This is a genomic window from Nocardia sp. NPDC002869, from assembly GCF_046764065.1.
Classification (GTDB): domain Bacteria; phylum Actinomycetota; class Actinomycetes; order Mycobacteriales; family Mycobacteriaceae; genus Nocardia; species Nocardia rhamnosiphila.
This window is the reverse complement of the sequence record NZ_JBKOOL010000024.1, coordinates 21,223-47,641: the sequence shown is the minus strand read 5'-3', so window position 1 is coordinate 47,641 and position 26,419 is coordinate 21,223. Positions and strand designations below refer to the sequence as shown.

General features: G+C 67.0%; 25 protein-coding genes and 2 pseudogenes. 17 read left to right on the top strand and 10 right to left on the bottom strand.

From position 1 onward, the window contains the following. Positions 1-98 precede the first annotated feature (98 nt). The gene (locus ACLML9_RS07280; RefSeq protein ID WP_411944764.1) at positions 99-899 is read right to left on the bottom strand and encodes an SDR family NAD(P)-dependent oxidoreductase; all 801 of its coding nucleotides are present in this window, start codon (positions 897-899) and stop codon (positions 99-101) included. A 350-nt stretch (positions 900-1,249) separates the two neighbouring features. Here ACLML9_RS07280 and ACLML9_RS07275 point away from each other — a divergent pair, with 350 nt between their 5' ends. Then, on the top strand, positions 1,250-1,753 hold the full coding sequence (locus tag ACLML9_RS07275) for a thioesterase family protein (protein ID WP_411944763.1): 504 nt from the start codon (positions 1,250-1,252) through the stop codon (positions 1,751-1,753). A gap of 91 nt (positions 1,754-1,844) precedes the next feature. Here the strand turns inward: ACLML9_RS07275 and ACLML9_RS07270 are convergent, their stop codons facing one another. Together ACLML9_RS07270 and ACLML9_RS07265 are read right to left on the bottom strand one after the other, a co-directional pair. Continuing rightward, positions 1,845-2,114 carry a ferredoxin gene (locus ACLML9_RS07270; protein WP_411944762.1) on the bottom strand — a complete coding sequence of 90 codons (270 nt, stop codon included), beginning with the start codon at positions 2,112-2,114 and terminating at the stop codon, positions 1,845-1,847. Then, positions 2,111-3,259, bottom strand: coding sequence for a Rieske 2Fe-2S domain-containing protein (locus ACLML9_RS07265; RefSeq protein ID WP_411944761.1), 1,149 nt, complete (start codon positions 3,257-3,259; stop codon positions 2,111-2,113). The genes ACLML9_RS07270 and ACLML9_RS07265 overlap by 4 nt, the downstream gene beginning before the upstream one ends. 293 nt (positions 3,260-3,552) lie before the next feature. Here ACLML9_RS07265 and ACLML9_RS07260 point away from each other — a divergent pair. The 3 genes and pseudogenes from ACLML9_RS07260 to ACLML9_RS07250 form a co-directional block, all read left to right on the top strand. Next, positions 3,553-5,100, top strand: a pseudogene (locus ACLML9_RS07260) (FAD-binding protein); the annotation flags it as partial. Further along, positions 5,089-5,658, top strand: coding sequence for a flavin reductase family protein (locus tag ACLML9_RS07255; protein WP_411944766.1), 570 nt, complete (start codon positions 5,089-5,091; stop codon positions 5,656-5,658). The pseudogene ACLML9_RS07260 and the gene ACLML9_RS07255, both read left to right, overlap by 12 nt. A gap of 728 nt (positions 5,659-6,386) precedes the next feature. Then, positions 6,387-7,250: an alpha/beta fold hydrolase gene (locus ACLML9_RS07250; protein ID WP_411944760.1), complete on the top strand. Its 864-nt coding sequence runs from the start codon at positions 6,387-6,389 to the stop codon at positions 7,248-7,250. 698 nt (positions 7,251-7,948) lie between these two features. Here the strand turns inward: ACLML9_RS07250 and ACLML9_RS07245 are convergent. Continuing rightward, complete coding sequence (locus ACLML9_RS07245; RefSeq protein WP_411944759.1) at positions 7,949-9,265, bottom strand: MFS transporter; 1,317 nt, start codon at positions 9,263-9,265, stop codon at positions 7,949-7,951. Between the two features lie 237 nt (positions 9,266-9,502). On the opposite strand from ACLML9_RS07245, the gene hsaA reads away from it, so the two are divergent. Beyond that, positions 9,503-10,669 carry a 3-hydroxy-9,10-secoandrosta-1,3,5(10)-triene-9,17-dione monooxygenase oxygenase subunit gene (hsaA, locus tag ACLML9_RS07240; protein WP_411944758.1) on the top strand — a complete coding sequence of 389 codons (1,167 nt, stop codon included), beginning with the start codon at positions 9,503-9,505 and terminating at the stop codon, positions 10,667-10,669. A 2-nt stretch (positions 10,670-10,671) separates the two neighbouring features. Further along, entirely contained in the window at positions 10,672-10,875 is a 204-nt protein-coding gene (locus ACLML9_RS07235) for a hypothetical protein (protein ID WP_411944757.1), read from the top strand. A 474-nt stretch (positions 10,876-11,349) separates the two neighbouring features. Here the strand turns inward: ACLML9_RS07235 and ACLML9_RS07230 are convergent, their stop codons facing one another. After that, a complete protein-coding gene (locus ACLML9_RS07230; RefSeq protein ID WP_411944756.1) occupies positions 11,350-12,678 on the bottom strand; it encodes an NACHT domain-containing protein in 1,329 nt (442 codons plus the stop codon). A gap of 747 nt (positions 12,679-13,425) precedes the next feature. Between ACLML9_RS07230 and ACLML9_RS07225 the strand changes: the two genes are divergently transcribed. After that, on the top strand, positions 13,426-14,340 hold the full coding sequence (locus ACLML9_RS07225) for a VOC family protein (RefSeq protein ID WP_411944755.1): 915 nt from the start codon (positions 13,426-13,428) through the stop codon (positions 14,338-14,340). A 137-nt stretch (positions 14,341-14,477) separates the two neighbouring features. On the opposite strand, the pseudogene ACLML9_RS07220 reads toward ACLML9_RS07225, so the two are convergent. Both ACLML9_RS07220 and ACLML9_RS07215 read right to left on the bottom strand, forming a co-directional pair. After that, positions 14,478-14,687, bottom strand: a pseudogene (locus ACLML9_RS07220) (IS5/IS1182 family transposase); the annotation flags it as partial. A gap of 26 nt (positions 14,688-14,713) precedes the next feature. Beyond that, the gene (locus ACLML9_RS07215) at positions 14,714-14,929 is read right to left on the bottom strand and encodes a zinc-ribbon domain-containing protein (RefSeq protein ID WP_411944754.1); all 216 of its coding nucleotides are present in this window, start codon (positions 14,927-14,929) and stop codon (positions 14,714-14,716) included. Between ACLML9_RS07215 and ACLML9_RS07210 the strand changes: the two genes are divergently transcribed. Together ACLML9_RS07210 and ACLML9_RS07205 are read left to right on the top strand one after the other, a co-directional pair. Next, a complete protein-coding gene (locus ACLML9_RS07210) occupies positions 14,902-15,129 on the top strand; it encodes a hypothetical protein (protein WP_411944767.1) in 228 nt (75 codons plus the stop codon). The genes ACLML9_RS07215 and ACLML9_RS07210 overlap by 28 nt on opposite strands. Beyond that, the gene (locus tag ACLML9_RS07205) at positions 15,050-15,367 is read left to right on the top strand and encodes an amidohydrolase family protein (protein WP_411944765.1); all 318 of its coding nucleotides are present in this window, start codon (positions 15,050-15,052) and stop codon (positions 15,365-15,367) included. Before ACLML9_RS07210 ends, ACLML9_RS07205 begins: the two co-directional genes overlap by 80 nt. Positions 15,368-15,438: 71 nt before the next feature. Here ACLML9_RS07205 and ACLML9_RS07200 read toward each other — a convergent pair whose 3' ends face one another. Beyond that, positions 15,439-16,032, bottom strand: coding sequence for a TetR/AcrR family transcriptional regulator (locus tag ACLML9_RS07200; protein ID WP_411944753.1), 594 nt, complete (start codon positions 16,030-16,032; stop codon positions 15,439-15,441). 152 nt (positions 16,033-16,184) lie between these two features. Between ACLML9_RS07200 and ACLML9_RS07195 the strand changes: the two genes are divergently transcribed. From ACLML9_RS07195 to ACLML9_RS07160, 8 genes are read left to right on the top strand one after another with little or no spacing between them, the layout of a single operon-like run. Next, on the top strand, positions 16,185-17,405 hold the full coding sequence (locus tag ACLML9_RS07195; RefSeq protein ID WP_411944752.1) for an acetyl-CoA C-acetyltransferase: 1,221 nt from the start codon (positions 16,185-16,187) through the stop codon (positions 17,403-17,405). Then, on the top strand, positions 17,402-18,157 hold the full coding sequence (locus ACLML9_RS07190; protein WP_411944751.1) for an SDR family oxidoreductase: 756 nt from the start codon (positions 17,402-17,404) through the stop codon (positions 18,155-18,157). Before ACLML9_RS07195 ends, ACLML9_RS07190 begins: the two co-directional genes overlap by 4 nt. A gap of 29 nt (positions 18,158-18,186) precedes the next feature. Next, positions 18,187-18,945, top strand: coding sequence for a 3-oxoacyl-ACP reductase FabG (fabG, locus tag ACLML9_RS07185; protein WP_411944750.1), 759 nt, complete (start codon positions 18,187-18,189; stop codon positions 18,943-18,945). Next, positions 18,942-19,394, top strand: a complete 453-nt coding sequence (locus ACLML9_RS07180; RefSeq protein WP_411944749.1) for a MaoC family dehydratase — start codon at positions 18,942-18,944, stop codon at positions 19,392-19,394. Before fabG ends, ACLML9_RS07180 begins: the two co-directional genes overlap by 4 nt. Continuing rightward, positions 19,394-20,422: a phosphotransferase family protein gene (locus ACLML9_RS07175; protein ID WP_411944748.1), complete on the top strand. Its 1,029-nt coding sequence runs from the start codon at positions 19,394-19,396 to the stop codon at positions 20,420-20,422. The genes ACLML9_RS07180 and ACLML9_RS07175 overlap by 1 nt, the downstream gene beginning before the upstream one ends. Next, complete coding sequence (locus ACLML9_RS07170) at positions 20,422-21,645, top strand: acyl-CoA dehydrogenase family protein (protein WP_411944747.1); 1,224 nt, start codon at positions 20,422-20,424, stop codon at positions 21,643-21,645. Before ACLML9_RS07175 ends, ACLML9_RS07170 begins: the two co-directional genes overlap by 1 nt. Next, positions 21,642-22,820: an acyl-CoA dehydrogenase family protein gene (locus ACLML9_RS07165; RefSeq protein ID WP_411944746.1), complete on the top strand. Its 1,179-nt coding sequence runs from the start codon at positions 21,642-21,644 to the stop codon at positions 22,818-22,820. Before ACLML9_RS07170 ends, ACLML9_RS07165 begins: the two co-directional genes overlap by 4 nt. After that, entirely contained in the window at positions 22,817-23,911 is a 1,095-nt protein-coding gene (locus tag ACLML9_RS07160; RefSeq protein WP_411944745.1) for an acyl-CoA dehydrogenase family protein, read from the top strand. The genes ACLML9_RS07165 and ACLML9_RS07160 overlap by 4 nt, the downstream gene beginning before the upstream one ends. Before the next feature lie 106 nt (positions 23,912-24,017). On the opposite strand, the gene ACLML9_RS07155 is transcribed toward ACLML9_RS07160, so the two are convergent. Beyond that, positions 24,018-25,247: an amidohydrolase family protein gene (locus ACLML9_RS07155; RefSeq protein ID WP_411944744.1), complete on the bottom strand. Its 1,230-nt coding sequence runs from the start codon at positions 25,245-25,247 to the stop codon at positions 24,018-24,020. A 155-nt stretch (positions 25,248-25,402) separates the two neighbouring features. After that, positions 25,403-26,368 carry an alpha/beta hydrolase gene (locus ACLML9_RS07150; RefSeq protein WP_411944743.1) on the bottom strand — a complete coding sequence of 322 codons (966 nt, stop codon included), beginning with the start codon at positions 26,366-26,368 and terminating at the stop codon, positions 25,403-25,405. Between the last annotated feature and the right edge of the window lie 51 nt (positions 26,369-26,419).

The window sequence follows — 26,419 nt, the reverse complement described above, 5'->3', positions numbered from 1 at the left end:
TCTGTGGTTCTGGTGCGAGGAGAGCCTGTCCACCGAGGCAATCCTCGGTGGACAGGGTCGGGTGTCTGTACTCGGCGGGGCCGAGCCGGAGTAGCCGGTCACATATGCGAGCCGCCGTCGATCCGGACTTCCGTTCCGGTGACGAAGTAGGCATCCGGCGAACCCAGCATGGCCACCACCGAGGCCACCGCATCCGGGCCGGCGAAGATGGCCCCGCCGTCCAGCGGTAGCGCGGGCTGGGCCTTGGCGAACATCGCGAGATCCACATCCTCGGGCAGTCCGGGGCCGACGCTCTGCTTGGCCTCGCCGCTGCCGTCGGTCATCCCGGAGGAGATCGAGCCGGGTTGTACAGCGTTGAACCGGATCCCCTGCTTGCTGAACTCCATGGCCAGTGCGTGGGTCATGGACTGGATACCGCCCTTGGAAGCGGCATATGCGGACATGTAGGGATGAGCGAAAGCCGCCGATGTCGAACTGAAGTTCACCACCGCCGGGCCCACCCCCTGCCGCAACGCAGCGATCGATTCCCGGGTGACCAGGAAGGTGCCGATGAGATTGATGCGCACCACCTGTTCGAAATCGGCGAGCGTGGTCTGCTCGAAATGGCCCGAGCGCAACACACCGGCGGCATTGACGAGGGTATCCAGGCCACCGAGCTGCTGTACCGCTTCGGCGACACCCGCCCGCACCGACTCCTCGTCGGCGATATCCATTGCCAGAGTGCTCAGCGCGGCGGAATTCGCCTGATCGGCTGTATCCCGCAGGCCGGCCTCGCTGATATCCGCGGCGACCACGTGGCCGCCCTCTGCCAGGATTCGCAGCACGCAGGCCTGGCCGATACCCGACCCGCCACCGGTGATCAGTACCCGTCGGCCGCGGTACCGCTGAAGAACGTCCATATCGGTTTGCTCCTGTGCTCAGGGGCGGAACACACTGGTGGCGCCGCCCGGACTGCCGAGATTGGCACAGGCCATCCGGGCTGCGGCGAGGTCATTCCGCTCAGTGGGCGCAGACCTGGAGCCGCCGGCAGCCCGGGGCGAATCCGTCGTCGCGGACGCCGCGTCCCGGAGCCGGATCGGGCTCGCGCGTGGACCGGCGTACCGACTCCGGCGGCGGCCCAGTCGATTTCGGAACCGGATCCTGGCGGGCCGATCCGCTGTGCCGCTGGTGGGCTGCCGGACCCATGGTGGTGTCTCGGTGAGCGGGCACCTGTGGTCGGAGACGGTCGGCCGTATCGGAGGATCGGAGCATGAGACGAGGTATTCCGACAGCTCAGCAGATCCGTGAGATCCCGGCCGCCCTCGCCGCGGCGGTGACCGCGCGCGAGATCGACGACAACGGGCATATGAATGTGGTGCATTACCTGGACCTCGGCTCGCAGGGGGCGGATGTGCTGATGCGTGAGCTGGGTGTGGACGAGACCTACCGCGGGGACCGGCGGCTGGGGGTGTTCACTGCCGAACATCACCTGGTCTACTACAGCGAGCTACGCGAGGGTGATCCGTTCACCGTGCACGTCCGGGTCCTCGAACGCAGCGACAAGGCCCTGCACCTGATGACGTTCCTGGTGGACGACAAGCGCGACAGACTGTCCAATACGCTCGAGATCATGCTGGTGCACGTCGACCTCGAAGCGCGTCGCGCGAGCCCGCTGCCCGACGAACTGGCGGCTGCCCTCGACCGCAGAATCGCGGCCGACGAGGCCTTGTCCTGGCCGGCGCCGACCTGCGGCTCGCTGCGTATCCGGCGCTGATCGCCGGGTGATCCCCGGGTCGTGGCAGGTGTCCGGTGAATCGGCCGGTGACCGATCCGGGCACGCCGGCCACCGGCGTGCGCGGATCCGCTCAGGCCGGCGGGCGCTCCACGACCGGGAGGTCGCCGGAGTTCGCGGCGTCCCGGATGGTCTCGCGCAGCCGCGAGCAACCCGCCAGCGACGGCCCCGGCATCGGGGCGGCGCCGAGTTCCCGGCACGTCGACAGCGCCTCGGCGTTCCACTGCACACTTGTCTGGTGCCGGCTGCTCTTACGCACCAGCACCTCGGCGGCGCAGTCCCGGCAGCTCAGCGGCCGCATCGGCGTGTCGAGCAGACGGTTGTCGGCACGGGTGGCGGTCATGTCGCAGAGCCCGCCGCATCGGCCCGCCGCGCGAGATTCTCCTCGATCTCCCGGTTCCAGGCTTCCAGCGGACGGCTGGTGTCGAGTTCGAATTCGAAACGGTCCACCATTTCGGGCCTGATATCGGCGATATCGACGTAGAACTGTTCGTACCAGCGACGCAGCTGGTAGACGGGACCGTCTTCCTCGCACAGCAGCGGGTTGTCGATCCGCGCCTTGTTCTTCCAGATCTCGACATCCTGCTCGAAACCGAGTTTCACCCAGTCGCCGAGCGCGACGGCGGCACGCATCGCCTCGTCGTCGGGCAGCCCCGCGGATTTCTCGACGATGATGCCGTATTGGAGCACGAACGACTCCGAGTCGATCGGATAGTGGCAGTTGAGCAGCACGGTCCGCTGGTCGCCCTGCTCGTAATGGTAGGTCAGATCGTCGATCATGAACGAGGGGCCGTAGTAGGAGGCCACCGACGACGTACCGAGCATCTTCGGCTGTCCCTCCGGCGCCGGGAAGTCCGCGCGCGCACCACTCTTGAAGTACTGGGTGGCGATCGGCCCTTCGAAAACGTTCTTGAAATACGTCGGCAGCGACCCGTGGATATAGAAGAAATGGGCCATATCGACGACATTGTCGATGATCTCGCGACAGTTCGTATTCACCACCGTGGTGTACCAATGCCAGTCGGTCCAGCCGTCGCTATCCGCGCCCTCGATCCGTGGAATCGTGACGTCCTCGGTCGGCGGTGTGCCCTCCGGGTCGTTCCAGACGAACAGCATGCCGTCTTGTTCCAGCGCGGTCCACGCCCGGGTGCGTGCCAGCGGCGGCACCCGGCGGGCGTAGGGGATCCGCTTACAGCGGCCGTCGCCGCCCCAGCGCCAATCGTGGAAGGGGCAGGCGATCTCATTGCCTTTGACCTCGCCCTGGCTCAGGTCGCCGCCCATGTGCCGGCAGTACGCGTCCAGGACATTGAGGGTGCCGTCGGCGCCGCGGAAGATCACGAGCTTGGTCCCGAAGGCCTGCACGGTGTGTGGTTTTCCGGCGGTGAAGTCGCGGAGCAGGCCCAGACAGTGCCAGCCGCGGGCGAACCGTGTGGGCGCGGCCGCGGCTTCGATCCGTCGAACGTCCTGATCCGGTTGCGTGGTAGTCATGATCGACTCTCCTCGGGGATAGCGCGGAAGCGGGCTGGAGCACCGTCGATACGGCGGCCTCCGCGGTATCTCGGTTGTAGCAAGCCGGCGATCGGTGAGAGCGCTCACATTTCACTGACCGGGCACCTTGTGCGATCACCATCTCGGTGAACGGAACGCGGGCTCGCCGTGCCCCTGTGTTCTGTCACCATTCGCTCGGTCCGTAAAAGAGCAATGCACTGATCACCGCCGCGCGGCGCGGGCGGCCACCTGGCAGCGACGGGGCTCAGCAGTTGCGGTGAGAAAGGTGGCCCATGAGCTGGGTGGATTCGGCGGTCGAGTGGGATGAACGATGCGAGGTGCTGGTACTCGGGTCCGGCGGCGGTGGGCTCACCGGGGCCTACACCGCCGGGCGCGAGGGACTGCATGTGATGGTCGCCGAGGCCACCGACCGGTTCGGTGGCACCACGGCGTACTCCGGCGGCGGAATGTGGTTTCCGGGTAACCCGGTGCTGCGGCGCGCGGGCGACGACGACACTCCGGAGGACGCCCTGGAATACTTCCAGGCGGTGGTGGGTGACCGGACACCCGTCGAGTTGCCACGGGCCTTCGTGACCGGCGGCGCCCCCCTTGTGGAATACCTCGAACAGGACCCGGCATTGCGGTTCCAGGTACTGCCCTGGCCCGACTACTTCGGCAACGCGCCACAGGCCCGGCCCACCGGGCGTCATATCATTCCTGTTCCACTGCGTGCCGATGCGCTGGGGGAGTTGGCGGCGCAGGTGCGGGCACCGCTGGCCACCGATCGCCGTTCGGCTCCGGTACCCGGACAGTTGGAGGGCGGCCGCGCGTTGATCGGCCGTCTGCTGCTGGCATTGCAGGCGCTGCCGACCGTGGAGTTGAAGCGGCGCACGGCCTGCCGGGAATTGATCCGGCTGGACGGCCGGGTGGTGGGGGCCTCGGTCTCCACACCTCAGGGCCTGCGGCGAATCCGGGCCACGCGCGGTGTACTCGTCGCGGCGGGCGGGTTCGAGCGCAACAGCCGGATGCGTTCGGCCTTCGGCGTGCCGGGCTTCGCGCGCGATTCCATGGCGCCCTCGGGAAATACGGGCGCGGCCATCGAAGCCGCGATGGGTGTCGGCGGCGATGTGGATCTGATGAACGAGGCGTGGTGGGCGCCGGGCCTGACGCATCCCGACGGCAGCTCCACCTTCTCGATGTGGTTCACCGGCGGCATCTTCGTCGACAGCGAGGGCCGCCGGTTCACCAACGAGTCCGCGCCTCACGACCGGGTCGGCCGGGATGTGCTCGCGGCTCTGGACTCGGGCCGCCTCGAGCTGCCCTATTGGATGATCTACAGCGGGACAGCGGCTCTCGCGCCCCCGGTTCTGTTCGCGGGGAAACCGCTGGATGATCACGAGGCATACCGTTCGGCCGGGTTGTGGCATCGCGCCGACACTCTCGACGCACTGGCCGAACTCATCGGGGTCCCCGCCCCGGCCCTGACCGAGACCGTGCAGCGTTTCAACGATGCCGTGGACGCGGGGGCGGACCCGGATTTCGGTCGCGGTGGCGAACCCTACGACCGCTCGGTACCCGGCTGTCCGGACCCGTTGGTGCGGATCGATGGCGGCCCGTATTGCGCCGCAGCATTCGGCCTGTCGGATCTGGGTACCAAAGGAGGTTTGCGGACCGATGCCGCCGCCCGGGTACTGGATTCCACGGGCGCGGTCATTCCCGGGCTGTACGCCACGGGTAACTCGATGGCGGCGGTGAGCGGCGCCACCTACCCGGGAGGAGGAAACCCCATCGGCGCCTCGATGGTGTTCGCGCACCTCGCCGCGTTGGATATGGCGGCCGCGACCGGGATACCGGGTGTTCCCACGGTGGCGCATTCCGAACCGACGCCCGGTGAATTCAAATCGGCACTCGGCCGCTTCTGTTCCGGCGTCACCATTGTGACGGCGATCGGCGCGGACGGTCCGGTCGGATTCAGCTGCCAATCGTTCTCGTCGCTGTCGCTGGAGCCGCCGTATGTCAGTTTCTGCCCGGCGGTGACGTCGACCTCCTGGCCCCGGATCCGGGCCGCGGGCAACTTCTGCGTGAACGTACTCGCCGTCGATCAGGACGAGGTATGCCGCGCCTTCGCCCGCAGTGGGACCGATAAGTTCGCCGGTGTGGAGTGGACGCCGGGCGGTAACGGCGCTCCCCGGCTGGCCGGATCGCTGGTATCGCTGGAATGCACGCTCGAGGAAGAGGTACCCGGTGGTGACCACACCATCGTGATCGCGCGGGTCACCGCGGTCGGGCCGATGCGTGAGGCCGAGCCGCTGCTGTTCTACCGGTCGTCGTTCCGCGACCTGGCATCGGAGCCGGTGGCCGCCGGCGCCTACGGCGCGGATACCTGGCGCTGGGGCTGACGCCGACAGAAGGACCGGGCCGGCCGACAGGTCGTTGCCGATCGTGGTATCCAGGAAGTGGCCGTCGAGATCTCGGTTCGGCAGCCGCGTGCTCGTAGGTTCTCACGAGTGCATGGGTTCACCGACGAGTCGATCGTGGTCGAAGCTTTCGGGTCATCGTCGTCACGCACCGGATGACGCGCAGCGAGTTACTGGAACACTCTCGTGCTCAGATCCTCGATGCCCTGAATCCGGACTCGGTTGTTTCCGTGGTCCGATCGCTGACCGGCGCGACTCACTGAATCTCGGTACTTCGGACACGTTCCCGGAGTACCCGGACAGGTTTCTCGATGCGCCACAGTGCGGTTCTCTCGATTGCCCGCCGCGCACGTTCGATCCCACGATGGTTGCCTATTGCAACGAGACTGTTGTGGGTTCCTCCGAGAATACGGCACCCCTCTTCGAGTTCGCCGATCTGGTTATATGCGCTCGCGAGGTCGACCTGTGCTGCGAGTCCCACGTTCCGGTTGCCGTCTGCCGTTGCATTCAGCGCGTCCTCGAGAACAAAGATTGCTCTACGGTGGTGACCTGGTGGTCGCCGAGCATGGTGTCGTCCTTCCGAACCGATGTGTCTCGATCCGAGCGCCGGCCCAGGTCGGAGGCGGGAAGTACTGGTTCTTCGAAACATACTGGGCCAGTGGAGGTTCAGGCCGTGTCCCCGATGGTGGCAAGACAGTACAGTCGGCGGCATGGAGCAACTGCACATCGAAGCCAACGGCCTGAACTTCGCGGCGCTCGCCTGGGGCGAGCCGGACGCTCCGCTCGCCCTGCTCGTGCACGGCTATCCGGACACGGCATATACCTGGCGTCACCTCGGGCCGGAGCTCGCCGCCCTCGGCTATCGCGCCGTTGCTCCCTTCACCCGCGGTTACGCGCCGACGGATCTCGCCCCGGACGATTCCTACCTCGTCGCCGACCAGGCCGCCGATATCCTGGCACTGCACACCGCCCTCGGTGGCGACGGAAACTCGGTGCTGATCGGCCACGATTGGGGAGGAGCCGCGGCGTGGGCGGTCTCCGATCGCGAACCGGATCGCTTCCGGAGTTACGTATGCCTCTCGGTTCCACCGACCAGGGCGATCCTCCGGCCGTTCACTACATTCAAGACCATTCCCATAGGGCTGCGTCAGGCGCTGATGAGCTGGTATTTCCTCTTCAATCAGCTGCCGGGTTCCGATCGTGCCCAGGATCGGGTGATTCCTCGGCTCTGGCGCGCCTGGTCACCGGGTTACGACGGGACCGAAGATATCGCGCAGGTATTCCGCGCTCTGGCCGGCCCGGGTCGCCGCCGCGCGGCGCTGCGCTACTACCGCAACAATCTGCAGGGTGGTCTGAAGGCCACCTTCACCATCACACCGAAAGCGCCGGCACTCTATCTGCACGGCGATCAGGACGGTTGTATGCAGGCCGCGTTGTACGAAGCGTTCCCCGAGACCCTGCCGGCCGGGTCGCGCTACGAACGCATCTCAGGTGTCGGCCACTTTCTGCAGCTCGAGGACCCAGCGCGGGTGAATGCCGTGATCAAGGAGTGGATCGGTGCGCCCCATCGGTAGCGCGCCTTCGATACTCGGATCGACGGGTGAATCGTTTCCGTACGGCGAAGCACATCAAAGGCCCAGGCCCCTCGGAACATTCGGGTCAGGATAAGGACCGCGCGTCCAGGCGTAAGACCTGCTCGCCGAGCTGTCGCATCCGAAGGGATTCCGATCAGCGTCATCTCCTGCGAATACCCCGCCTTCGCTTCGTTGCGAATGAGCCCCGCATACGGGTAAGCGTCCTCTCGACGCCGAGAATCTGTTTGTAATCATTGCCGGAACGACGGAACCCAGGGGGGTCGACGCTGACCATTGTCTCGACCGACTGTCCGCCTACGGAATATCCACCCGGTCCGCCGGTCGTGACAATGCTGATGGCAAACATGGAATCATCGAGTGCACCGATCATTTCGAAGGGCATATTTCCGAGGGCGGCGAGTAAGTTTCGCCACGGAAGAGCAATTTATTCATGACGAAGTTCAATGCGGAGTTTCCGGTATCGGTCTCGGTGATCATGGGTATCGGGGCGTGGTGGCTTGTCGCGAATACCCGCTCGGTTTCGGTGAGGCGGCACGTTCACCCCGCCCCGGGACCCGGCGTTCGGGTCGTCGGGTGTCCCAGTTCCAGTCCATGAGGTTGGAGGGCGGGGCGATATCGGAATTGAAGGGAGACATGTCACGTCGCCGGTGGCGCAGACTCCGGTGCGGGAGCCGGCCTCAGCGGGCGGGTACGGGGGCCGCGTCGCGCAGATCTCTGCCTCTGGTCTCCCGGATGCGGTAGACAGCGACGACCGTCACCACGCCGCAGCACATGGCGAGAATGATCAGCGGGATGCTGTTCGGCCCACCGGCCAGCAGCGTGCTCGCGAGGAGCGGCGTGAAGCCACCGCCGATCAGTGCCGCCAGCTGGTAACCCATGGACGCGCCGGTGTAGCGGACCGCGGTACCGAACATCTCCGACAGCAGTGCGCCCAGTGGGGCGTACATCGCCGATTGGATCATTTGGCCCAGTATCATGGCGACGATCAGCAGCGGTACGGAACCACTGTCGACGAGTGCGTAGATCGGCCAGGCCAACACCACGATGGCTACCGCCCCCGACAGCACTACGGGACGGCGCCCGACCCGGTCGGACAGTGCGGAGAACAGCGGAATGGAGATGAGCGCGGTGCTCGCCACGAACAGCAGACCGTTGACCGCGTCGGACCGTTCGTAGCCGATCGCGGTGGCGTAGCTGATCATATAAGTACTGATCAGTGCGGTGAGTGCAAAGGGGCCGATGCCGACACCACAGGCCAGTAACAGATTTCCCGGCCGGCGCAGGACCGACAGCATCGGGATCTGCTTCTCTACGGTATCCTCCGCTTCGCGGAAAATCGGGCTCTCGGTGACCCCGATCCGGATGTACAAACCCGCAGCCAGCAGGATGATGCTGGCCAAGAACGGGATTCGCCATCCCCAGGACAAGAGGTCGTCATCCGGCAGCATGGCCGCCATGGCGACGACTGCGGTGGAGAGCAATGAGCCGATGGGGGAGCCCATCTGCATGATGCCGTTCCAGAAGCCACGTCTGGACGGCTCGGCGTGCTCGGTCACCATGAGAGTGGCCCCGCCCCATTCGCCGCCGATCGCTACGCCCTGGATGACGCGCAGCAGCACCAGCAGCAGGGGAGCGATGGCTCCGACTGCGTGATAGGTGGGAAGTACACCGATGAGGAAACTCGCCGCGCCCATCATTGTCATGGTCAGGACGAGCATCTTCTTTCGGCCGATGCGGTCACCGAAATGCCCGAAGATGATGCCACCGATCGGCCGGGCGACATAGCCGGCGGCCAGGGTGCCGAAAGCGGCGATAGTGCCCAGTGCCGGGTTGGAGTCCGGGAAGAACACCTTGTTGAACACCAGTGCGGTCATGGTGCTGTAGAGCAGGAAATCGTAGTACTCGATAGCGGTACCGAGCAGGCTGGAGGCCGCGACCCTGCGCAGCTGCGCAGGGTCGGTGGAAACGGATTCCGGACCGGGTGCCGAACTCATGGAAGGTCCTTCCTCGGAAGTGATCAGGGCCTCATCCTGACCGGCGAATCCCGCGGCGTCTGCGTTCCTTCCTGGTCAGTGGAATTCGTACGCGGCCGGGACGGACATCGCACATTCCCGGCAACGTTCCGGTGGTTGAGATTCTCGCGTTTCCCCGGTTGTGGCCGGGCTTACCGTCCTCGGCACAGTGCCGGGGCGGAATACGTGGCACCTCGGTGCCGGAGATCAGGAGAACAGATGAGCAACGAGATACTGGATCGGGTGCGGCCACTGCTGCCGGCGATCCGGGAGCGTGCCGCCGAAGCCGACAGCCAGCGGCGGGTACCCGCGGAAACAATTCGCGAACTGCAGGCCGCCGGTGTCTTCACCCTGTTGCAGCCCAAGCGGTACGGCGGCCTCGAGCGCAATCCCGCGGACCTGTACTCGGTGGTGCGGGAGGTGGCCGCGGCGTGCCCGTCGACCGGCTGGGTGACCTCCGTCGTCGGTGTGCATCCCTGGCAGATCTCGTTGTTCGACGAAGCGGCCCAGGACGATGTGTGGAAGGAGACGCCCGATGCGCTGGTGTCGTCGTCCTACGCTCCCACCGGCACGCTCACCGAGGTCGAGGGCGGCTACCGGCTGACCGGCCGGTGGAGTTTCTCCAGCGGCAGCGATCACTGTCGATGGGCACTGCTCGGCACGCTGCGCCCGGGCAAGAACGGCGCGCCACCGGAATACCTCACCGCCCTTGTGCCGCGCACTGATTATGTGGTCGAGGACGTGTGGGAGGTTGTCGGTCTCTCGGGCACCGGAAGCAACGATATCGTCATCGACGACGCGTTCGTTCCCGCCCACCGTGCCTACAGTTCGCTGGAACAGAACGAGCTGCGCGGCCCCGGGCAGCAGGTCAACACCGACCCGATCTACAAGCTGCCGTTCGGGATGGTGTTCTCCTACGCGATCACCAATGCCATCGTCGGGTGTGCCGAAGGCGCGTACGCGGCGCATGTAGAGCGGATGAAGGAACGGGTGCGCCTGTCCTACGGCGGCCAGAAAGTCGCGGCCGATCCGTTCGCGCATGTCCGGGTCGCCCGAGCCGCCGGCGAGATCGAGGCCGCGGTGCTCGCCCTGGACCACAATGTCGCCGAACAGACCCGTTACGTCGAATCCGGAGTAGAGATCCCCGAACGGGTGCGGTTGCGCGCCCGGCGTGACCAGGTACTGGGCACCGAGCGGTCGCTGCACGCGATCGAGATGCTGTTCGAGAACTCGGGCGGGCATTCGATCAAAAGGAACAACCCGATCGAACGGCACTGGCGGGACGCGCATGCCGGCAGCGTGCACGTGATCAACGATGTGGAGCGCGCACTGGCGATGTACGGACGCGGGGAGTTCGGGGTGCCCATCGACGAGGGCATGTACTGATCATGGATTACGACCCGGCCGGACTCCATCATATCGGGCTCGTCGTCGACGACCTGGAAGAATCGGCCGCGACGCTGCGTGAGACGATCTGGTGGCCGCCTCGGCGGAACTGGTTGCGCGGGGAGCTCCGCTGTGGATGTCCGGTGGCCACCACGGAGTGTCCCCCGGAGGGGCCGTCTACCACCGGGATCCACTCGGGCAAGTGATCGAATTGCTCGATCGATCGACCGCGGAACGGCTGGCCGCGCGGCGGGCACTCGCGGACCCGACCGTTGACTCTGTCGCTCACCGGCTTCCGCTCCGGTGAGCGACGGTGGAGGCAGTGCGCCGCGACTCGTGTGTGCTGAGAACCCCAAAGGGTTCGCTGCTTTCCCGGCAAAAGTGGCGAACCCTTCCGGATTCCGCGGACCGGACATCCCCATCCGTCCGGACCGAGGCGGTGATCGCCGATATCCGGCGCGCCGCTGCGGCTGTCTGGCGACAGGCATCAGGGATCCCGCCGCCTGCGTGGGCGCGTTACCGAGGCACGGCCACCCGAGCCCTTCGCGCGGGCATCGCGAGCAGTCGGCCCGGTATGGTCACCGGATAGCGAGCCGCAGCAAGCGCTGCCCCGCCTTCGGGAGTGCCCGCCGGATAGAAACAAGCGAAGCGATGCCGCGGCCCCTCATCGGTCGCGGCAGTCAGGCTCGTATTCCCGGCCATGAGCCCGCCCACGAGCCCGGCCATGAGCCCCAACGACAGCCCCTTCCCGATCCCGCCCATGAGGCCGACCGGTAGCCCGAATATGGGTGCGGTGGCCAAGGGTGGAGGATCCGGAGGCGGTCCCTGCCGGCGATTTCCCAGATTTCGTCGAGGCGGATCGCGATGCCGTTGCGGCCTGTCTCGCGACGGTGTTCGAGGTGCAGCGCCAATGTGTGCAGCCACTTCTCGACGTTGTCGGGGGTGTAGTCGCGGAGGCGCTCGGCATCGTCGGTGCCGGCGATCGCGGCGGGGATCTGGACGGCGAACAGCCCGTCACGCACGGCCTCGGGGGTAGGGCAGTCGAGCAGGGCGGCAGCAGTGGCCGGGCGGTGGTGCAGGGTGTGGGCGGTCAGGCCGAGCATCCACGGGTTGCGCAGAGTCGCGGTCAGAGGGCTGTCGGTGTGCTCGGGATCGGTGTGCTCGCGCAGGTGAGTGGTGATCTGATCCCATGCAGGGTGGGTGGCGCCGATCCGGCGCTGGTAGCGGGTGAGGTAGCCGGCAGGCTGGCCGGCGTCCAGCGGGACGAGGGTGACCGTGGCCGCGCCGTGCAAGCCGTTATCGCCCCCGGCCTGTTGGAGGTGGTCGAATTCGGTGCTGCGGCATAGCACCACCACGGGGCGGTGTGCCCATTCGCGTTCGTTGAGCCGGTCCAGCAGTGCTCGGGCGCGTTTCCCGTCGGTGGTGTCGTCGTCCATTTCGTCGAGGCCGTCGAGCACGGGCAGGATCATCCCGGATACGACCATCTCGGCGCCGAGGGCGCGCGGCAGCCGGTGGTCCAGATTCAGGCGGTTGACCAGCCAAGCGGAGAACTCCTGTGCACCGTCCCATCCGGCGGTGTTGACCCGGACAGGTACCGGTTCAGCGGCGCGGCTGCGGTCGGAGAGCGATTCGCGGCGGGTTTGGATCAGACCGCGGACGAGGTAGGTGGCGGCCACGGTCTTGCCGGCGCCCGGATCGCCGAGCACGACCATGCGCCGTGGGATCTCGAGCATTCCGAAGTAGGTGGAGATGTCATCGACCTCGGCCGAGTCGATCACCTCCTCGGGCTGCGGGCGGTCGGCAGCGGTGAACGTCACGGGCATGAACGAGCCCGGCTTCGCGCGCAGCTCCTGCTGCAGCTTGTCCTCGGCTCGGTCTACGGCCGCGGCGAGATCGTCGGCTCGCTGCGCCAACGCACGCGAGTGCTTCTCCGGCCGCCATCGCCGATACAGCCATGACACCGGTCTGGTGATCAATGCCGGAATCACGCGTACGGCTGCGGTCTCCATCCCAATCACCCGTAACAGCTTGTCATCGAACCGATTTCCGTGCTCGACTGTCGGTCGAACAGGACACATCCCGTACCCCACTCCGGTCCTGAAGAATGTGGCGGACACACCCCGCTCCACCAGCCGAATATGGCATATCCGCCCGAAATTCGGCCGATACTACGGCGACCCCACATAGTGCGCGGATATCTGCGGAAACGCGCTGAGAGATCAGTTCAGAATGAGTTTGGTGACAGCGTGCGCTGTCCCGCAGCGTGTTTGACGATCTCATCGTGGTTGATGCGGTGGTGACCGATGAGCTGTGGGTCAGGTTGGAGTCGTTGATTCCTGTGCGGAAGAGGCGCTTACCCGGGCCGCCATCGGTCCGATGACCGCGCCGCGCTGGAAGGCATCCGATGATGACACCCGAGCTCCTGGTACTTCGTGACTTCAGCACTCACTGCAGTACCAGGAGTTCACTCAAATCTCGACCGCCACGGACCGGCTACCGCCCGAGTTCCCAGACGCGCACTCAGGCAGACGGCTGCTCGCGCGCCTGACCGGTCACCGGGTGCGCTGGGATCACAACGTCCGCGCGTGCTGTGAGTTGTCCGGGTGCGAGGCCGGCGCCTTTCCTTGCGCGATCACGGACCCTTTGCCTTATTATCTTCAGCTCATAGCGCCGGGTCGGCGTCACCGCGGAGGTTTCAAGAGATGAGCAAACGTATTCGTCCCGTGTTCACGGCATTGAGGGCTATCGGAGTAGCGGTGGTGCTGACCGTCGTCCCAGTCCCCCTCAGCGAGGCGGCCGCCCACGCTGAGAGCGATGTGAAGGTGGGAGTGCCGCACCATATCGGCTTCGTCGTCGCCGATATGGCTGCGACGGTCCGGGCGTTCGAAGCGGGGACGGGTGCTCGGTTCACTGGGCTGTCAGAGGAAACGGTGGCTGTTGAGCTGGCAGGAGAAGCGGGAACACGCTCGGTGCAGTTACGTCGCGTCCGAACTGTCGGCGGCTCGCCGTCGCTGACATTCGAGCACGCCACTCCCGCGATAGGTCCGTGGGCGGATTCGGCTGCTGCGACCGCCTTTCTGTCCTACGCGGTGGACGACGTCGATGGCATGGGTGCGACACTCGTCGATCACGGGTTCGAAAATGTTGCGCGAGCAGCAGATTTCGGCTTCTGGCGCAACGCTGACGGCGTCCTCATCCGGCTGATCGACCGGGATAGTTGGTCGGCCGGTTCGGGAGCGGCCGGGGACCTCGGTGAGATCCGGTCCTTCACCCTGCTGCCGTGCGCTGCGTCGGGGTTGCGTGACCAGCTCGCCGGGGCACTGGGTGTGAACTGGAAAGTTCCGATGTCGGTTCCTCTGCCCTGGCAACAAGTCGACGGTGAGATGCGGCCGGTGTTGCATGAAGTGCATTCGTCGAGTGAGAAAGGACCTCATCTCAGTATCGAAACCCCGGCGCCGGTCTCGTCGCAGAACTGTGCGCCCGGCACCACCCGCGCGCACCTGGTGTACTTCACCCCGGACGTGACCGCCGCAGAGCAGCGCATGGTCGAAGCGGGAATGACGCCACTGGCCCGTGTTCCGGGTATAACGACCTACTTCCGGGCCGGCACGCACGGCCCCTACGTCGAAATTGGCAGTACTGCTTTCGAACTCGCTGAGTATCTGCCCTGAACCATTAACCTTCACCATGCTTACGGACGGGCCGACCCCGGACTCCACCGGATAAGGGGTGTCTTACGTGGCTGGTTTCTTGGTGCAGGTGAGAGCTGCGGCGAGTTGTAGAAATGTTGCGAAGAGGCGGCCGTGGCGTCGATCCCACGCCGCGCGATCCGAGGCACGATCCCGCGAGCACGCAGCCAGCGGCGATGGATGTCGAAGTCGTAGCCCTTGTCGGCACGTAGTTTGGCGGGTCTGCCACGACGCGGGCCACGGACCGACCGAATCCGCGGGATCGACTCGACCATCGGTGCCAGCATCACCGAATCGTGGGTGTTCGCGGCGGAAACGCCGGTTTCCAACTGCCGTCTGCCACTCATGTCCGCAATCAGGGGCCAGAACACAGCCACCACGCCTTGGTGGCGCTCGCCTGCGACACCTCGCCGGGCTGAAGCTCGCCGTTCTTTGTAGGGGCAGCAACCTGCGGGTGTCGTTCGGCCAGAGATTCGCCGGGATAGTGCGTGCGCAGGATGTCGCCAGCTCGCTTGTACGAACAAGGCGGGCAGCCGCTGAACGGTGGTGCGGTTCGGACCTTCGGGGACATTCGCCGAGGACCTCGGCCTCCGTAAGCCCTGGTACTGGGACATCTTCATGCGCGACCTCGACGAGCACCACCACGGCCAGCACCTGGGTACCTACTCGTGGCGGCCGACGCTGTGGTGGCATCCCGCGGCGGAGGTGTCCCCGGAGGAGCGAGACTGGCTGGAGGCAAGATGTACTCGACGAGACTGTCGCAGCGCTTGACGCGGCGGACTTCCGGATCTATGTCCACGCGATCGGCAACCCCGGGTTCTACCCGGAGGACAACGTGCTCGACGCCTTCGAATACGCCGCCCAGCGCAACGCCCGCCGCGACTCCCGGCACGCGATCACACATCTCGACTGGACACGCCGCGAGGACCTGGCCCGCTTCCGTGAACTCGGCAGGCGGCGCGGCGCCATAGCGTCTCAGCAACGGCATGGCCTCGCAGGTATGCCGTAGAGCCGACTCGACGCGCGAGTACGAAGACGGCATCGTCGAGCACGCCTACCAGCACGTGATCCCGGGCCGGGTCAGCCGGCGCCGACGATGCGTAGTGCGATCTCGGCATAGGCCGTGGCGATGTCTTCCGGCGACCAGTAGCCCTCATCGCGGTACCAGCGGGCGATATCGATGCCGAGTGAAAGCAGGGCGGTGGCCGCGATTCGCGCGTCGGGGATATCGAAGGCACCCTCCTCGATCCCGCGCTGAACCAGCTCGCGCATGGCACGGTCGATCTGCTGGCGGATGGCGCGGATCTCGACCAGGTGCTCGGGACTCAACGAGTTCAGCTCGTAGTTGACGATCCGGGCGCTGGTGTGCGCGCGTGCGTGATGTACCGCGAAATCGTGAATCACGGTTCGCAGTGCGGTCGTCGGATCGCTGGACGACGCGGCCGCCTTCCGAATCAGCTCGAGTGTCTCGTCGTGGCCCGATCGCGAGATCAGATAGAGCAGTTCTTCCTTCGATTTGTGATGCACATAGACCGCTGCCGGGCTCATACCGGCGGCCCCGGCGATATCGCGCGTCGTTGTCCCGTTGAAACCCTTCTCGGCAAATGCCTCGAGGGCGGCTTCCAGTAGCCGTGCGCGGGTCGAGCCGCCGCGGGGTTCGGTTGTCTCGGTCATGGGATCGCCATTATCTCGCCTCGCTGGAGCCGCGCTGGTCACGGATGATGTGATGTGGTTAACAGGAGCCGAAGTCCTGATTGCTGTTGACGGTGACGGGGACCACCCTGCACTATGCTACTAAGCAAGCGCTTAGTTATCAAGGAGACCCGATGCCGGAAGCTGTGATCGTCGCCGCCGCCCGTTCCCCGATAGGTCGAGCGGGCAAGGGCTCGCTCAGGGACATGCGTCCCGACGACCTGACCGTGCAGATGGTGCGTGCCGCACTGGCTCAGGTACCCGAGCTCGACCCGAACCAGATCGAGGACCTCGTCCTCGGCTGCGGGCAGCCCGCAGGCGAATCAGGCTTCAACATGGCCCGCACGATCGCCGTGCTGGCTGGGCTCGACACGGTGCCCGGCACGACCGTCAATCGCTACTGTTCGTCGAGCCTGCAGACCACCCGGATGGCGCTGCACGCGATCAAGGCCGGCGAAGGCGACGTCTTCATCTCGGCCGGGGTCGAGACGGTGAGCCGCTTCACCAAGGGCAATGCCGACGGTATGCCCGACACCCAGAACCCAGTCTTCGCCGACGCGGCCGCTCGGACCGCCGAACGTGCCGCCGGTGGCGCCCCGTCCTGGGCCGACCCCCGCGTGAACGGTCAGCTACCCGATGTCTACATCGCCATGGGTCAGACCGCCGAGAACGTCGCCCAGTTCACCGGGATCACCCGCGCCGAGCAGGACGAATTCGGTGTCCGCTCGCAGAATCTGGCCGAGAAGGCCATCGCCAACGGGTTCTGGGCCACCGATATCACTCCGGTGACACTGCCCGACGGAACGGTGGTCAGCGCCGACGACGGCCCGCGTGCCGGTGTCACCCTCGAGGCGGTGAGTCAGCTGAAGCCCGTCTTCCGTCCCGACGGCACCATCACCGCGGGCAACTGCTGCGCGCTCAACGACGGCGCCGCCGCCCTGATCATCATGTCCGACACCAAGGCTCGGGAACTGGGACTGACCCCGCTGGCCCGGGTGGTCAGCACCGGTGTCTCGGGCCTGTCGCCGGAGATCATGGGTCTGGGTCCGATCGAGGCGTCGCGGCAGGCGCTGCGGCGCGCGGGTCTGAGCATCGACGACATCGACCTGGTCGAGATCAACGAGGCCTTCGCCGTGCAGGTGCTCGGCTCCGCCCGCGAACTCGGCATCCCCGAGGACAAGCTGAACGTCAACGGCGGTGCGATCGCGGTCGGTCATCCGTTCGGGATGACCGGTGCCCGGATCACCAGCACGCTGATCAACTCGCTGCGCTTCCACGACAAGCAGTTCGGGTTGGAGACGATGTGTGTCGGCGGCGGCCAGGGTATGGCCATGGTGCTGGAGCGGCTCTCGTGACCGGCCGTTTCGCGGGCAAGACCGCGATCGTCACCGGCGCCAGCCGAGGTATCGGCCTCGGTATCGCGCAGCGGCTGGTCGACGACGGCGCGAAGGTCGTTGTCACCGCCCGCAAACAGGACGCCCTGGACGCGGCGGTCGCCCAGCTCGGCGGCTCCGAACATGCGCTCGGCGTGGCAGGCCGCGCCGATGACGCCACCCATCAGGAAGACGCCGTCGCCCGCGCGATCGAGACGTTCGGCAGTGTCGATCTGCTGGTGAACAACACCGGCATCAACCCGGTGTACGGTCCGATGATCGACATGGATCTGCAGGCCGCGCGCAAGATCATCGAGGTCAATTGCCTTGCCGCGCTGGCGTGGACCCAGCAGGTCCACAAGGCGTGGATGGCCGAGCACGGTGGCGCGGTGGTGAATGTGTCATCGGTTGCCGGGATCAAGCCGGCGCCCGGCATCGGCTTCTACGGTGCCAGCAAGGCCATGCTGACCTACATCACCCAGGAGCTGGCCGTGGAGCTCGGCCCGACGCTCCGGGTGAACGCGGTCGCGCCCGCCGTGGTGAAGACCAAATTCGCCACCGCCCTGTACGAGGGCAAGGAGCAGGAGCTCGCCGAGACCTACCCGCTCAAGCGGCTCGGCGTGCCCGAGGACATCGCGGGCGCGGTGGCGTTCCTGCTCTCCGACGACGCGTCCTGGGTCACCGGACAACTACTGGTCCTCGACGGCGGCGTCACGCTGACCGGCGGCGTCTGACAACTACTCGCGAACTTCAGGAGAAACCGATGAGCACACCGACCAAGACCGCGATCGTCACCGGCGCCGCCCGTGGCATCGGCGCAGGCGTTGCCCGCAGGCTCGCCGCCGACGGCATGGCCGTCGCCGTGATCGACCTCGACGAGGTCGCCTGTAAGCCGGTCGTCGAGCAGATCGAGGCCGCGGGCGGCCGGGCGACCGCCATCGGCGCCGACGTGTCCGACGAGGCCGCCGTCACCGCGGCCGTCGAGCGGGTCGTCGCCGAGCTCGGCCCCCCGACCGTGCTGGTCAACAATGCCGGCGTCATCCGCGACAACCTGCTGTTCCGGATGACCACCGACGACTGGGACACGGTGATGAACGTGCACCTGCGCGGCTCGTTCCTGATGACCCGCGCGGTGCAGAAGTACATGACCGAGGCGAAGTTCGGCCGCATCGTCAACCTGTCGAGCACCTCGGCGCTCGGCAACCGTGGCCAGGCCAACTACGCCGCGGCCAAGGCGGGCCTGCAGGGCTTCACCAAGACCCTCGCCCTCGAACTCGGCAAATTCGGTGTCACCGCCAATGCCATCGCACCCGGCTTCATCGAGACCGAGATGACCGCGGCCACCGCGGCGCGCGTGGGCGTTCCCTTCGAGGACTTCAAAGCCGGTGCAGCCAAGGAGATCCCGGTCGCGCGCACCGGTCTGCCCGAGGACATCGCGCACGCCGCGTCGTTCTTCGCCAGCGAAGGCGCCGGTTTCGTGTCCGGTCAGGTGCTCTACGTCGCGGGCGGGCCGAAGGCATGAGGATTTTCCAGGGCATCGCCGAACTCGAGGCCGCCGTCGGTTCCCATCTGGGCTACTCCGAGTGGCACACCATCACCCAGGCGCAGATCAACGCGTTCGCCGACGCGACCGGTGACCACCAGTGGATCCACGTCGACACCGAGAAGGCCGCCGGCGGCCCGTTCGGCACCACGATCGCGCACGGCTACCTGACCCTGTCGCTGCTGCCGCTGCTGGTTCCGCAGGTGTACCGGATCGAGGGCGTGAAGATGGCGGTCAACTACGGCGCCAACAAATTGCGTTTCCCGGCACCGGTGCCGGTGGACTCGAAGGTGCGCGCCGGGGTCGAGCTGGTCTCGGTCGCGACGGGTTCGGCGGGTCACCTGGTCACCTCCCGGGTGGCAGTCGAGCGCGAGGGCGGCGACAAGCCGGTCTGCGTGGTCGAATCGCTGACCCTCGTGGTGGCCTGATGGAAACACGGACCGACCTTCCCGGCCTAGATCTCGGCCGGTTCGCCACCTGGCTGCGCGGTCGGCTGCCGGTGACGGGTTCCGACCTGAGCGGCACGCTGATCGCGGGCGGCAAGTCGAACCTGACCTACGCGGTCACCGACGGCACCAGCCGCTGGATCGTGCGCCGTCCGCCGCTGGGCCATGTGCTGGCCACCGCCCACGACATGGCACGCGAATACCGGGTGATGGCCGCCCTGCAGCACACCGATGTCCCGGTGCCTGCCATGCACGCGCTGTGCCAGGACGACACCGTGCTCGGTGCGCCCTTCTACGTGATGGAGTACATCGAGGGCACGCCGTACCGGACCGCCGCGGAACTGCGTGAGCTGGGACCCGAACGCACACGCGCGATTTCGACCGGTCTGATCGACACCCTCGCGGTACTGCACGCGGTCGATCCGGCGGCGCTCGGGCTGGCCGATTTCGGTCGTCCGGAGGGATTCCTGGAACGTCAGGTGCGCCGCTGGAAGAAGCAGCTCGACGCGTCGCGCACCCGCGACCTGCCGCTGGCCGAGGAACTGCACGCGCTGCTCGCCGCGGACGTCCCCGCCGAGTCGGCGGTCGGCATCGTGCACGGTGACTACCGGCTCGACAATGTTCTCACCGATCCGGAGGACCGCCTCGCAGCGGTCGTCGACTGGGAGATGGCCACCCTCGGTGATCCGCTCACCGACCTGGCGCTGATGATCGTCTACGGCCGTCTCGCGGCCAGGGCCGGCAGCGCCGTGGTGGCCGACGCGACGACGGCGCCGGGCTTCCTGACCGAAGACGAGATCATCGCGCGCTACAACGCGCGCAGCGATCGCGATATGTCCCGGTTCGGTTTCTACCTCGGGCTCGCCGCCTTCAAGCTGGCCGCGATCCTCGAGGGCATCCACTACCGCTATCTGCACGGCCAAACCGTCGGTGAAGGTTTCGACACCGTCGGCGCGTCGATCGAGCCCCTCCTCGAAACCGGTCTGACCGCATTGAAGGAGTACCGCTGATGGATTTCGCCTACGACGCCCGCACCGAGGAATTGCGTGCCTCGCTGCTGGACTTCATGGACAACCACGTCTACCCGGCCGAACCGGTGTTCCGCGAGCAGCTGTCCCAGCTCGACAACCGCTGGGCCTGGGATTCGGCGCCGATCATGACCGAGCTGCGGGCCGAGGCCCGCAGGCGCGGCCTGTGGAACCTCTTCCTGCCCGGTGCGGAGGGCGCGGGGCTGACCAACCTGCAGTACGCACCCTTGGCCGAGATCACCGGGCGCAGTGGGCATCTGGCCCCGGCCACGCTCAACTGCGCCGCGCCCGACACCGGCAATATGGAGGTGCTGGCGCAGTTCGGCACCGAGGCGCAGCGCCAGGAATGGCTCGAGCCGTTGCTGGAGGGGCAGATCCGGTCCGCCTTCGCGATGACCGAGCCCGACGTGGCCTCCTCCGACGCCACCAATATCGCCACCCGCATCGAACGCGACGGCGACGACTACGTGCTCAACGGGCGCAAATGGTGGATCACCGGCGCGATGAACCCCAACGCCAAGATCTTCATCGTGATGGGCAAGACCGATCCGTCGGCGAGCAGGCACCGTCAGCAGTCGATGATCCTGGTCCCGCGCGACACCCCCGGCGTGGAGATCATCCGCGGCATGGAGGTCTTCGGTTACGACGACCACGAACACGGCGGCCACGCCGAGATGCGGTTCACCGATGTGCGGGTGCCCGCGAGCAACCTGATCGCCGGCGAGGGTGACGGTTTCGCCGTCGCGCAGGCCCGGCTCGGGCCCGGCCGCATCCACCACTGCATGCGCGCCATCGGCGTGGCCGAACGCGCGATCGAGGCCATGTGCGCCCGCGCCGAGGATCGGATCGCCTTCGGCAAGCCGCTCAGCGAGCAGGGCGTGATCCGGGACTGGATCGCCGAGTCGCGCGTCAAACTCGAACAGCTGCGACTGCTGGTGCTCAAGACCGCCTGGCTGATGGACACCGTCGGCAACAAGGGCGCCCACACCGAGATCCAGGCGATCAAGATCGCCACCCCGGCCACCGTGCAGTGGATTCTCGACAAAGCCATCCAGGTACACGGCGCCGCCGGCCTGTCCCAGGACTTCTCGCTGGCCGCCTCCTATGCGGGCAACCGCACGCTGCGCTTCGCCGACGGCCCGGACGAGGTCCACAAGAACGCGCTGGCCAAGAACGAGCTGCGCAAATACCGGGACGCCCGATGACCATCGACGAACTCCGCACCAGGATCACCGAATTCCTCGCCGCCAACGATCCCGCCACCACCGAGCGCCTCGAGTTCCTGCGCGCGCGTTACGACGCGGGCCTGGCGTGGGTGTACTTCCCCGAAGGCCACGGTGGTCTCGGTCTGCCGCACGCCTGGCAGACCGAGGTGGACCAGCTCTTCGAACACGCCGGGGCCCCGGACAACAATCCGGCCGCCAATGAGATCGGTCTCGGCATGGCGGGTCCGACCATCCTGGCCTGCGGTACCGAGGAGCAGAAGAAGCGTTTCCTGCGCCCACTGTGGACGGGCGAGGAGATCTGGTGCCAGTTGTTCAGTGAACCCGGCGCCGGCTCCGACCTGGCCAACGTCAGCACCCGCGCGGTCCGGGACGGCCGCGAGTGGGTGGTCAACGGGCAGAAGGTGTGGACCTCGAGCGCGCACCTGGCGCAGTTCGCGATCCTGCTGGCCCGCACCGACCCGGACGTTCCCAAGCACCGGGGCATGTCGTACTTCCTGATCGACATGACCCAGCCGGGTGTCGAGGTGCGGCCGCTGCGCCAGATCACCGGTGAGGCCGAGTTCAACGAGGTCTTCATCACCGGCGCCCGCGTCCCCGACGAGCAGCGCCTCGGCGCCGAGGGTGATGGGTGGCGCATCGCCAACACCACCCTCAACACCGAAAGGGTCGCCATCGGCGGCCGGGCCGGCGCCCGCGAATCCGGGCTCATCGGCGTGGTCACCGGCACCTGGCGGGCGAACCCGGCACGGCGCACCCCGGAGCTGCACGACCGGTTGCTGCGGCTGTGGGTCGACGCCGAGGTCGCCCGGCTCGCCGGACTTCGCCTGCGCCAGAAGCTGGCTCAGGGACAGCCCGGTCCGGAGGGTTCGGCGATGAAGCTGTCCTTCGCGCGGATCGCGCAGCAGCTGTCCGGGCTCGAGGTCGAACTGCTCGGCGAGGACGGCCTGCGCTACTCCGACTGGACCATGGTCCGCCCGGAACGTGTCGACCTGAACGCCCGCGACGCCGGATACCGCTATCTGCGGGCCAAGGGCAATTCTATCGAGGGCGGCACCTCCGAGATCCTGCGAAATATCGTGTCCGAGCGCATTCTCGGCCTGCCCGCCGAGCCGCGTACCGACAAGGACCGTCCCTGGAAAGAAGTCGCGCGATGACCGACGTTGATCTCCTCTACACCGAAGTCGAGGACGACCTGCGCGCCGTGGTGCGCTCGGTGCTGACCGCGCACTGCGAACCCGGCGCGGTCACCGCCCTCTACGACGGCGACCGCGCGCTGGTCGCGGGCCTGTGGAAGAACATCGCGGTCGACCTGGGCCTGGCCGGGCTGCTGGTTCCCGAAGCGGACGGTGGCGCGGGCGCCTCGGCCCGTGAGGCCGCGGTGGTGCTCGAGGAGCTGGGCCGCTTCGTCGCCCCGGTGCCCTTCCTGACCAGTGCCGTGGTCGCCACCACCGCACTGCTCGGCTCCGGCTCGGCGCTGCTCGGTCGGCTCGCGGCGGGGGAGCGAACGGCTGCCCTGACCGTGCCCTTGACCACCGCGGCCAACGCCGCGCTGCCCACCGTGTCGGCAGACGCCGACGGCAGGCTGACAGGCGCGGTCACCAGTGTCGCCGGTGCGCTCGAGGCCGATGTGCTGCTGGTCCCGGCCACCGGGTCCGAAGGTGTTGCGCTGTACGCGGTCTCGACCGCCGACGCGAAACTCACGCCGGTCGTCTCCTTCGACATGACCCGTCAGCTCGCCGACCTCGAGTTCGACGGTGCCGCAGGTGAACTCGTGGTCGCCGAAGGCGAGGCGGCGGTGCGCCGGGCGCTCGCGGCCGGGACGGCCCTGCTCGCCTCCGAGCAGTACGGGGTGGCGCGGTGGTGCCTCGACGAGACCGTGGCGTACCTGAGGGAACGTCGCCAATTCGGCCGCGTAGTAGGCGGATTCCAGGCGATCAAACACCGGCTGGCCGAGCTGTACACCGCGGTCGAGTCCGGCAATGCCGTCGCCCGCTACGCCGCCGCCACGCTCGCCACCGACGACGCCGACGCACCCGTCGCGGCCTCGGTGGCCCAGGCGTTCTGCAGCGACCTCGCGATCTACGCCGGTGAGGAGGCGGTGCAGCTGCACGGCGGCATGGGCATGACCTGGGAGCATCCGGCCCACCTGTACCTCAAGCGCGCCAAGGCCGACCAACTCGCCTTCGGTACCGCCGGCGCGCACCGGGTGCGGCTGGCCGAGCTGGTCGAGGTTCCCCGACCGTGATCGTCGGTGTCCTTCGCGAAGCCCGCCCGCGTCTTCCAGGAGAACTCCGCGATGCTGTTCGGCGACGCGAAGGACAGGGTCGAGGACCTCGTGAAGGCGCTCTGACTCACGGGCGCTTGACGATCATGCCTTCCTTCATGACGAAGTCGACCTTGCCGGTGACGTCGATGTCGGTGAACGGGTCGCCCGGCATGGCGATGATGTCGGCGATCTTGCCCGCGGCCAGGACCCCGAGGTCGTCGAGTTCGAGCAGTTCGGCGGCCACGCTGGTGGCGGACTTCAGTGCCCGGGCCGGGGTGATTCCAGTGGAGACCATCGTCGGGAACTCCTTCCAGTTCTCCGCGTGCGGGAACATCCCGGCGTCGGTGCCGAAGGCGAGCTTGATATCGCTGTCGGCGACGAATCCGGCGCTGTCGAGCAGGGCTTTCTGGTGGATCCGGAACTTGTGGCGCTTGAAGGCCGGTTTGTCGGCCCAGTAGGCGTCGTCGTCGACGCGGCGGGCGTCGTCGAGCACGGTGAACTGGGTGGGGACGAGGAACACGCCCTTGTCGATCATGATCTGCAGCGTTTCCTTGGTGGCGAGATTGCCGTGTTCGATGCTGCGGACCCCAGCGCGCACCGAGCGCCGTACACCTTCGTCGCCGTAGCAGTGCGGGGTGACGTGGCGGCCCAGGTCACGGGCGGTGGCGACCAAGGTGTCCATCTCCTCCTGGCTGTATGTGGTCTCGGTCGGGTCGTCGGAGGGGCTCGAAAAACCGCCGGTAGCACCGAATTTGATCCAGTCGGCGCCCGCGCGGATCTCGGTGCGCACGCGCCTGCGGATCTCGTCGCACCCGTCGGCGGCCGCCATCTCGAGCAGCCGGTGCTCGCCCTGATATCGGCCGCCCAGAATCGAACTGAAGTCGCCGTGGCCGCCGCGGGCCGAGATCAGGTGTGGCGCCACCAGCATGCGCGGGCCCGCGATCAGCCCGGCCGCGATGGCGTTGCGCAGGTCGATGGTGTTGTACTCGAGGTCCGCGGTCATCAGGTCACGGATCGTGGTGAAACCGTTGAGCAGCATGGTTTTCAGCACGGGGATCGACGCCAGCGCGGTGGCCGCGGCCGAGCGGGCGAGGGCGGGCGTCAGCGCCGGGGTGAGGGTGACATGGGTGTGGCAGTCCATGAAACCCGGTGTCACGGTGTGGCCCGAGAGGTCGATCACGGTGGCGCCGTCAGGAATGGGGACGGACTCGGCAACGGTGGTGATCCGGTCGTTCTCGACGAGTACTTCGGACCGCCCGAACGGGGAATCGCTCAACCCGTCCCACACGGTCGCGCCTGTCAGCACTGTGGCCATACCGCTGTCCTCCGATCGGTCGGGCGATCTCGAGCCGGCAACGAGAAAATCCGGGGCCAACCGACCGATCGTAGGCGAGAGGGCGCGAAATTCGCGCCAGGCCCCACCGTGCCGACCGGTGTGTTCGCCGAACTCGATGGGGTTGTCGGCGGTCCCTATGCCCGCTCGAGCTCGCGCAGGTACCGACACACCTCATCGATCGCTTGTTTCGCCTGCGCGAATACTGTGACCTCGGTGAAGAAGCCGTGGAACACCCCGGGGTATCTGGTCGACGACACGGGGATGCCCTCCTCGCGCAGCCGCTGTGCGTAGGCCTCGGCATCGTCGCGGATCGGGTCGACCTCCGCGGTGAGGACCAGTGCGGGTGGCAGGCCCTGCAACGACTCCGCGCGCATCGGCGCGGCCAGCGGGTCGCCGCCGGGGTGTCCTGTGCCGGTGTACTGCTCCCAGAACCAGCGGCCCTCCGCGGCGCCGAGCAGCGGCGCGTCGGCGAATTCCGACCACGACGGCCGGGAGAACGTGTCGTCGACGGCGGGATAGGCGAGCACCTGCGCTACCGGCAGGGCGCTGCCCTCATCGCGCCGGTACAGGCACAGGGCGGCAGCGAGATTGCCGCCGGCGGAGTCGCCGCCGATCGCGATCCGAGCCGGGTCGATGCCCAGTTGGGGCGCTGATCGAGTCAGCCACGCGTAGGCGTCGACGCAATCTTCCAGCGCGGCGGGGTAGGGGTTTTCCGGTGCCAACCGGTACTCGAGGGACACGACCGTCCAGCCGGATCCCGCGGCGATCGCGCGGCACAACTCGTCCGCGCCGTCCAAGGTGCCAAGGACGAAACCGCCGCCGTGCAGGTAGACCAGAGCGGGCGCGGCGCTGTCGGGGCGCGTACCGTCCGCGCGATACAGGCGGGCCGCGATCGCGCCCGCACGTGTTGAGATGGTCAACTGTTCGACTTGTTCCAGTCGCGTGATCGGCTCGGCGGCCGGTGCCGAGTTCACCAGCGCGCGGGCCTGCTCGGGACCCAGCTCGTGCAGGGGTTTCGGCAGGAGCTGGCTGATCAACCCGGCCACGGCCGTGGCCGGGCCATCGAGCAGAGCTCGCCAGGCGGGCGCGGCGTCGTTCATGAGAATTCCTCGCTGATCGTTGACAAGGAGTGATCTGTGCCTCACCATCAT

Bases quoted from the DNA above. Each gene is read 5' to 3' on its own strand.
- ACLML9_RS07280 (WP_411944764.1), bottom strand. From the start codon at position 899: ATGGACGTTCTTCAGCGGTACCGCGGCCGACGGGTACTGATCACCGGT.
- ACLML9_RS07275 (WP_411944763.1), top strand. From the start codon at position 1,250: ATGAGACGAGGTATTCCGACAGCTCAGCAGATCCGTGAGATCCCGGCC.
- ACLML9_RS07270 (WP_411944762.1), bottom strand. From the start codon at position 2,114: ATGACCGCCACCCGTGCCGACAACCGTCTGCTCGACACGCCGATGCGG.
- ACLML9_RS07265 (WP_411944761.1), bottom strand. From the start codon at position 3,259: ATGACTACCACGCAACCGGATCAGGACGTTCGACGGATCGAAGCCGCG.
- ACLML9_RS07255 (WP_411944766.1), top strand. From the start codon at position 5,089: ATGGCGGCCGCGACCGGGATACCGGGTGTTCCCACGGTGGCGCATTCC.
- ACLML9_RS07250 (WP_411944760.1), top strand. From the start codon at position 6,387: ATGGAGCAACTGCACATCGAAGCCAACGGCCTGAACTTCGCGGCGCTC.
- ACLML9_RS07245 (WP_411944759.1), bottom strand. From the start codon at position 9,265: ATGAGTTCGGCACCCGGTCCGGAATCCGTTTCCACCGACCCTGCGCAG.
- hsaA (WP_411944758.1), top strand. From the start codon at position 9,503: ATGAGCAACGAGATACTGGATCGGGTGCGGCCACTGCTGCCGGCGATC.
- ACLML9_RS07235 (WP_411944757.1), top strand. From the start codon at position 10,672: ATGGATTACGACCCGGCCGGACTCCATCATATCGGGCTCGTCGTCGAC.
- ACLML9_RS07230 (WP_411944756.1), bottom strand. From the start codon at position 12,678: ATGGAGACCGCAGCCGTACGCGTGATTCCGGCATTGATCACCAGACCG.
- ACLML9_RS07215 (WP_411944754.1), bottom strand. From the start codon at position 14,929: ATGTCCCCGAAGGTCCGAACCGCACCACCGTTCAGCGGCTGCCCGCCT.
- ACLML9_RS07200 (WP_411944753.1), bottom strand. From the start codon at position 16,032: ATGACCGAGACAACCGAACCCCGCGGCGGCTCGACCCGCGCACGGCTA.
- ACLML9_RS07195 (WP_411944752.1), top strand. From the start codon at position 16,185: ATGCCGGAAGCTGTGATCGTCGCCGCCGCCCGTTCCCCGATAGGTCGA.
- fabG (WP_411944750.1), top strand. From the start codon at position 18,187: ATGAGCACACCGACCAAGACCGCGATCGTCACCGGCGCCGCCCGTGGC.
- ACLML9_RS07180 (WP_411944749.1), top strand. From the start codon at position 18,942: ATGAGGATTTTCCAGGGCATCGCCGAACTCGAGGCCGCCGTCGGTTCC.
- ACLML9_RS07175 (WP_411944748.1), top strand. From the start codon at position 19,394: ATGGAAACACGGACCGACCTTCCCGGCCTAGATCTCGGCCGGTTCGCC.
- ACLML9_RS07170 (WP_411944747.1), top strand. From the start codon at position 20,422: ATGGATTTCGCCTACGACGCCCGCACCGAGGAATTGCGTGCCTCGCTG.
- ACLML9_RS07165 (WP_411944746.1), top strand. From the start codon at position 21,642: ATGACCATCGACGAACTCCGCACCAGGATCACCGAATTCCTCGCCGCC.
- ACLML9_RS07160 (WP_411944745.1), top strand. From the start codon at position 22,817: ATGACCGACGTTGATCTCCTCTACACCGAAGTCGAGGACGACCTGCGC.
- ACLML9_RS07155 (WP_411944744.1), bottom strand. From the start codon at position 25,247: ATGGCCACAGTGCTGACAGGCGCGACCGTGTGGGACGGGTTGAGCGAT.
- ACLML9_RS07150 (WP_411944743.1), bottom strand. From the start codon at position 26,368: ATGAACGACGCCGCGCCCGCCTGGCGAGCTCTGCTCGATGGCCCGGCC.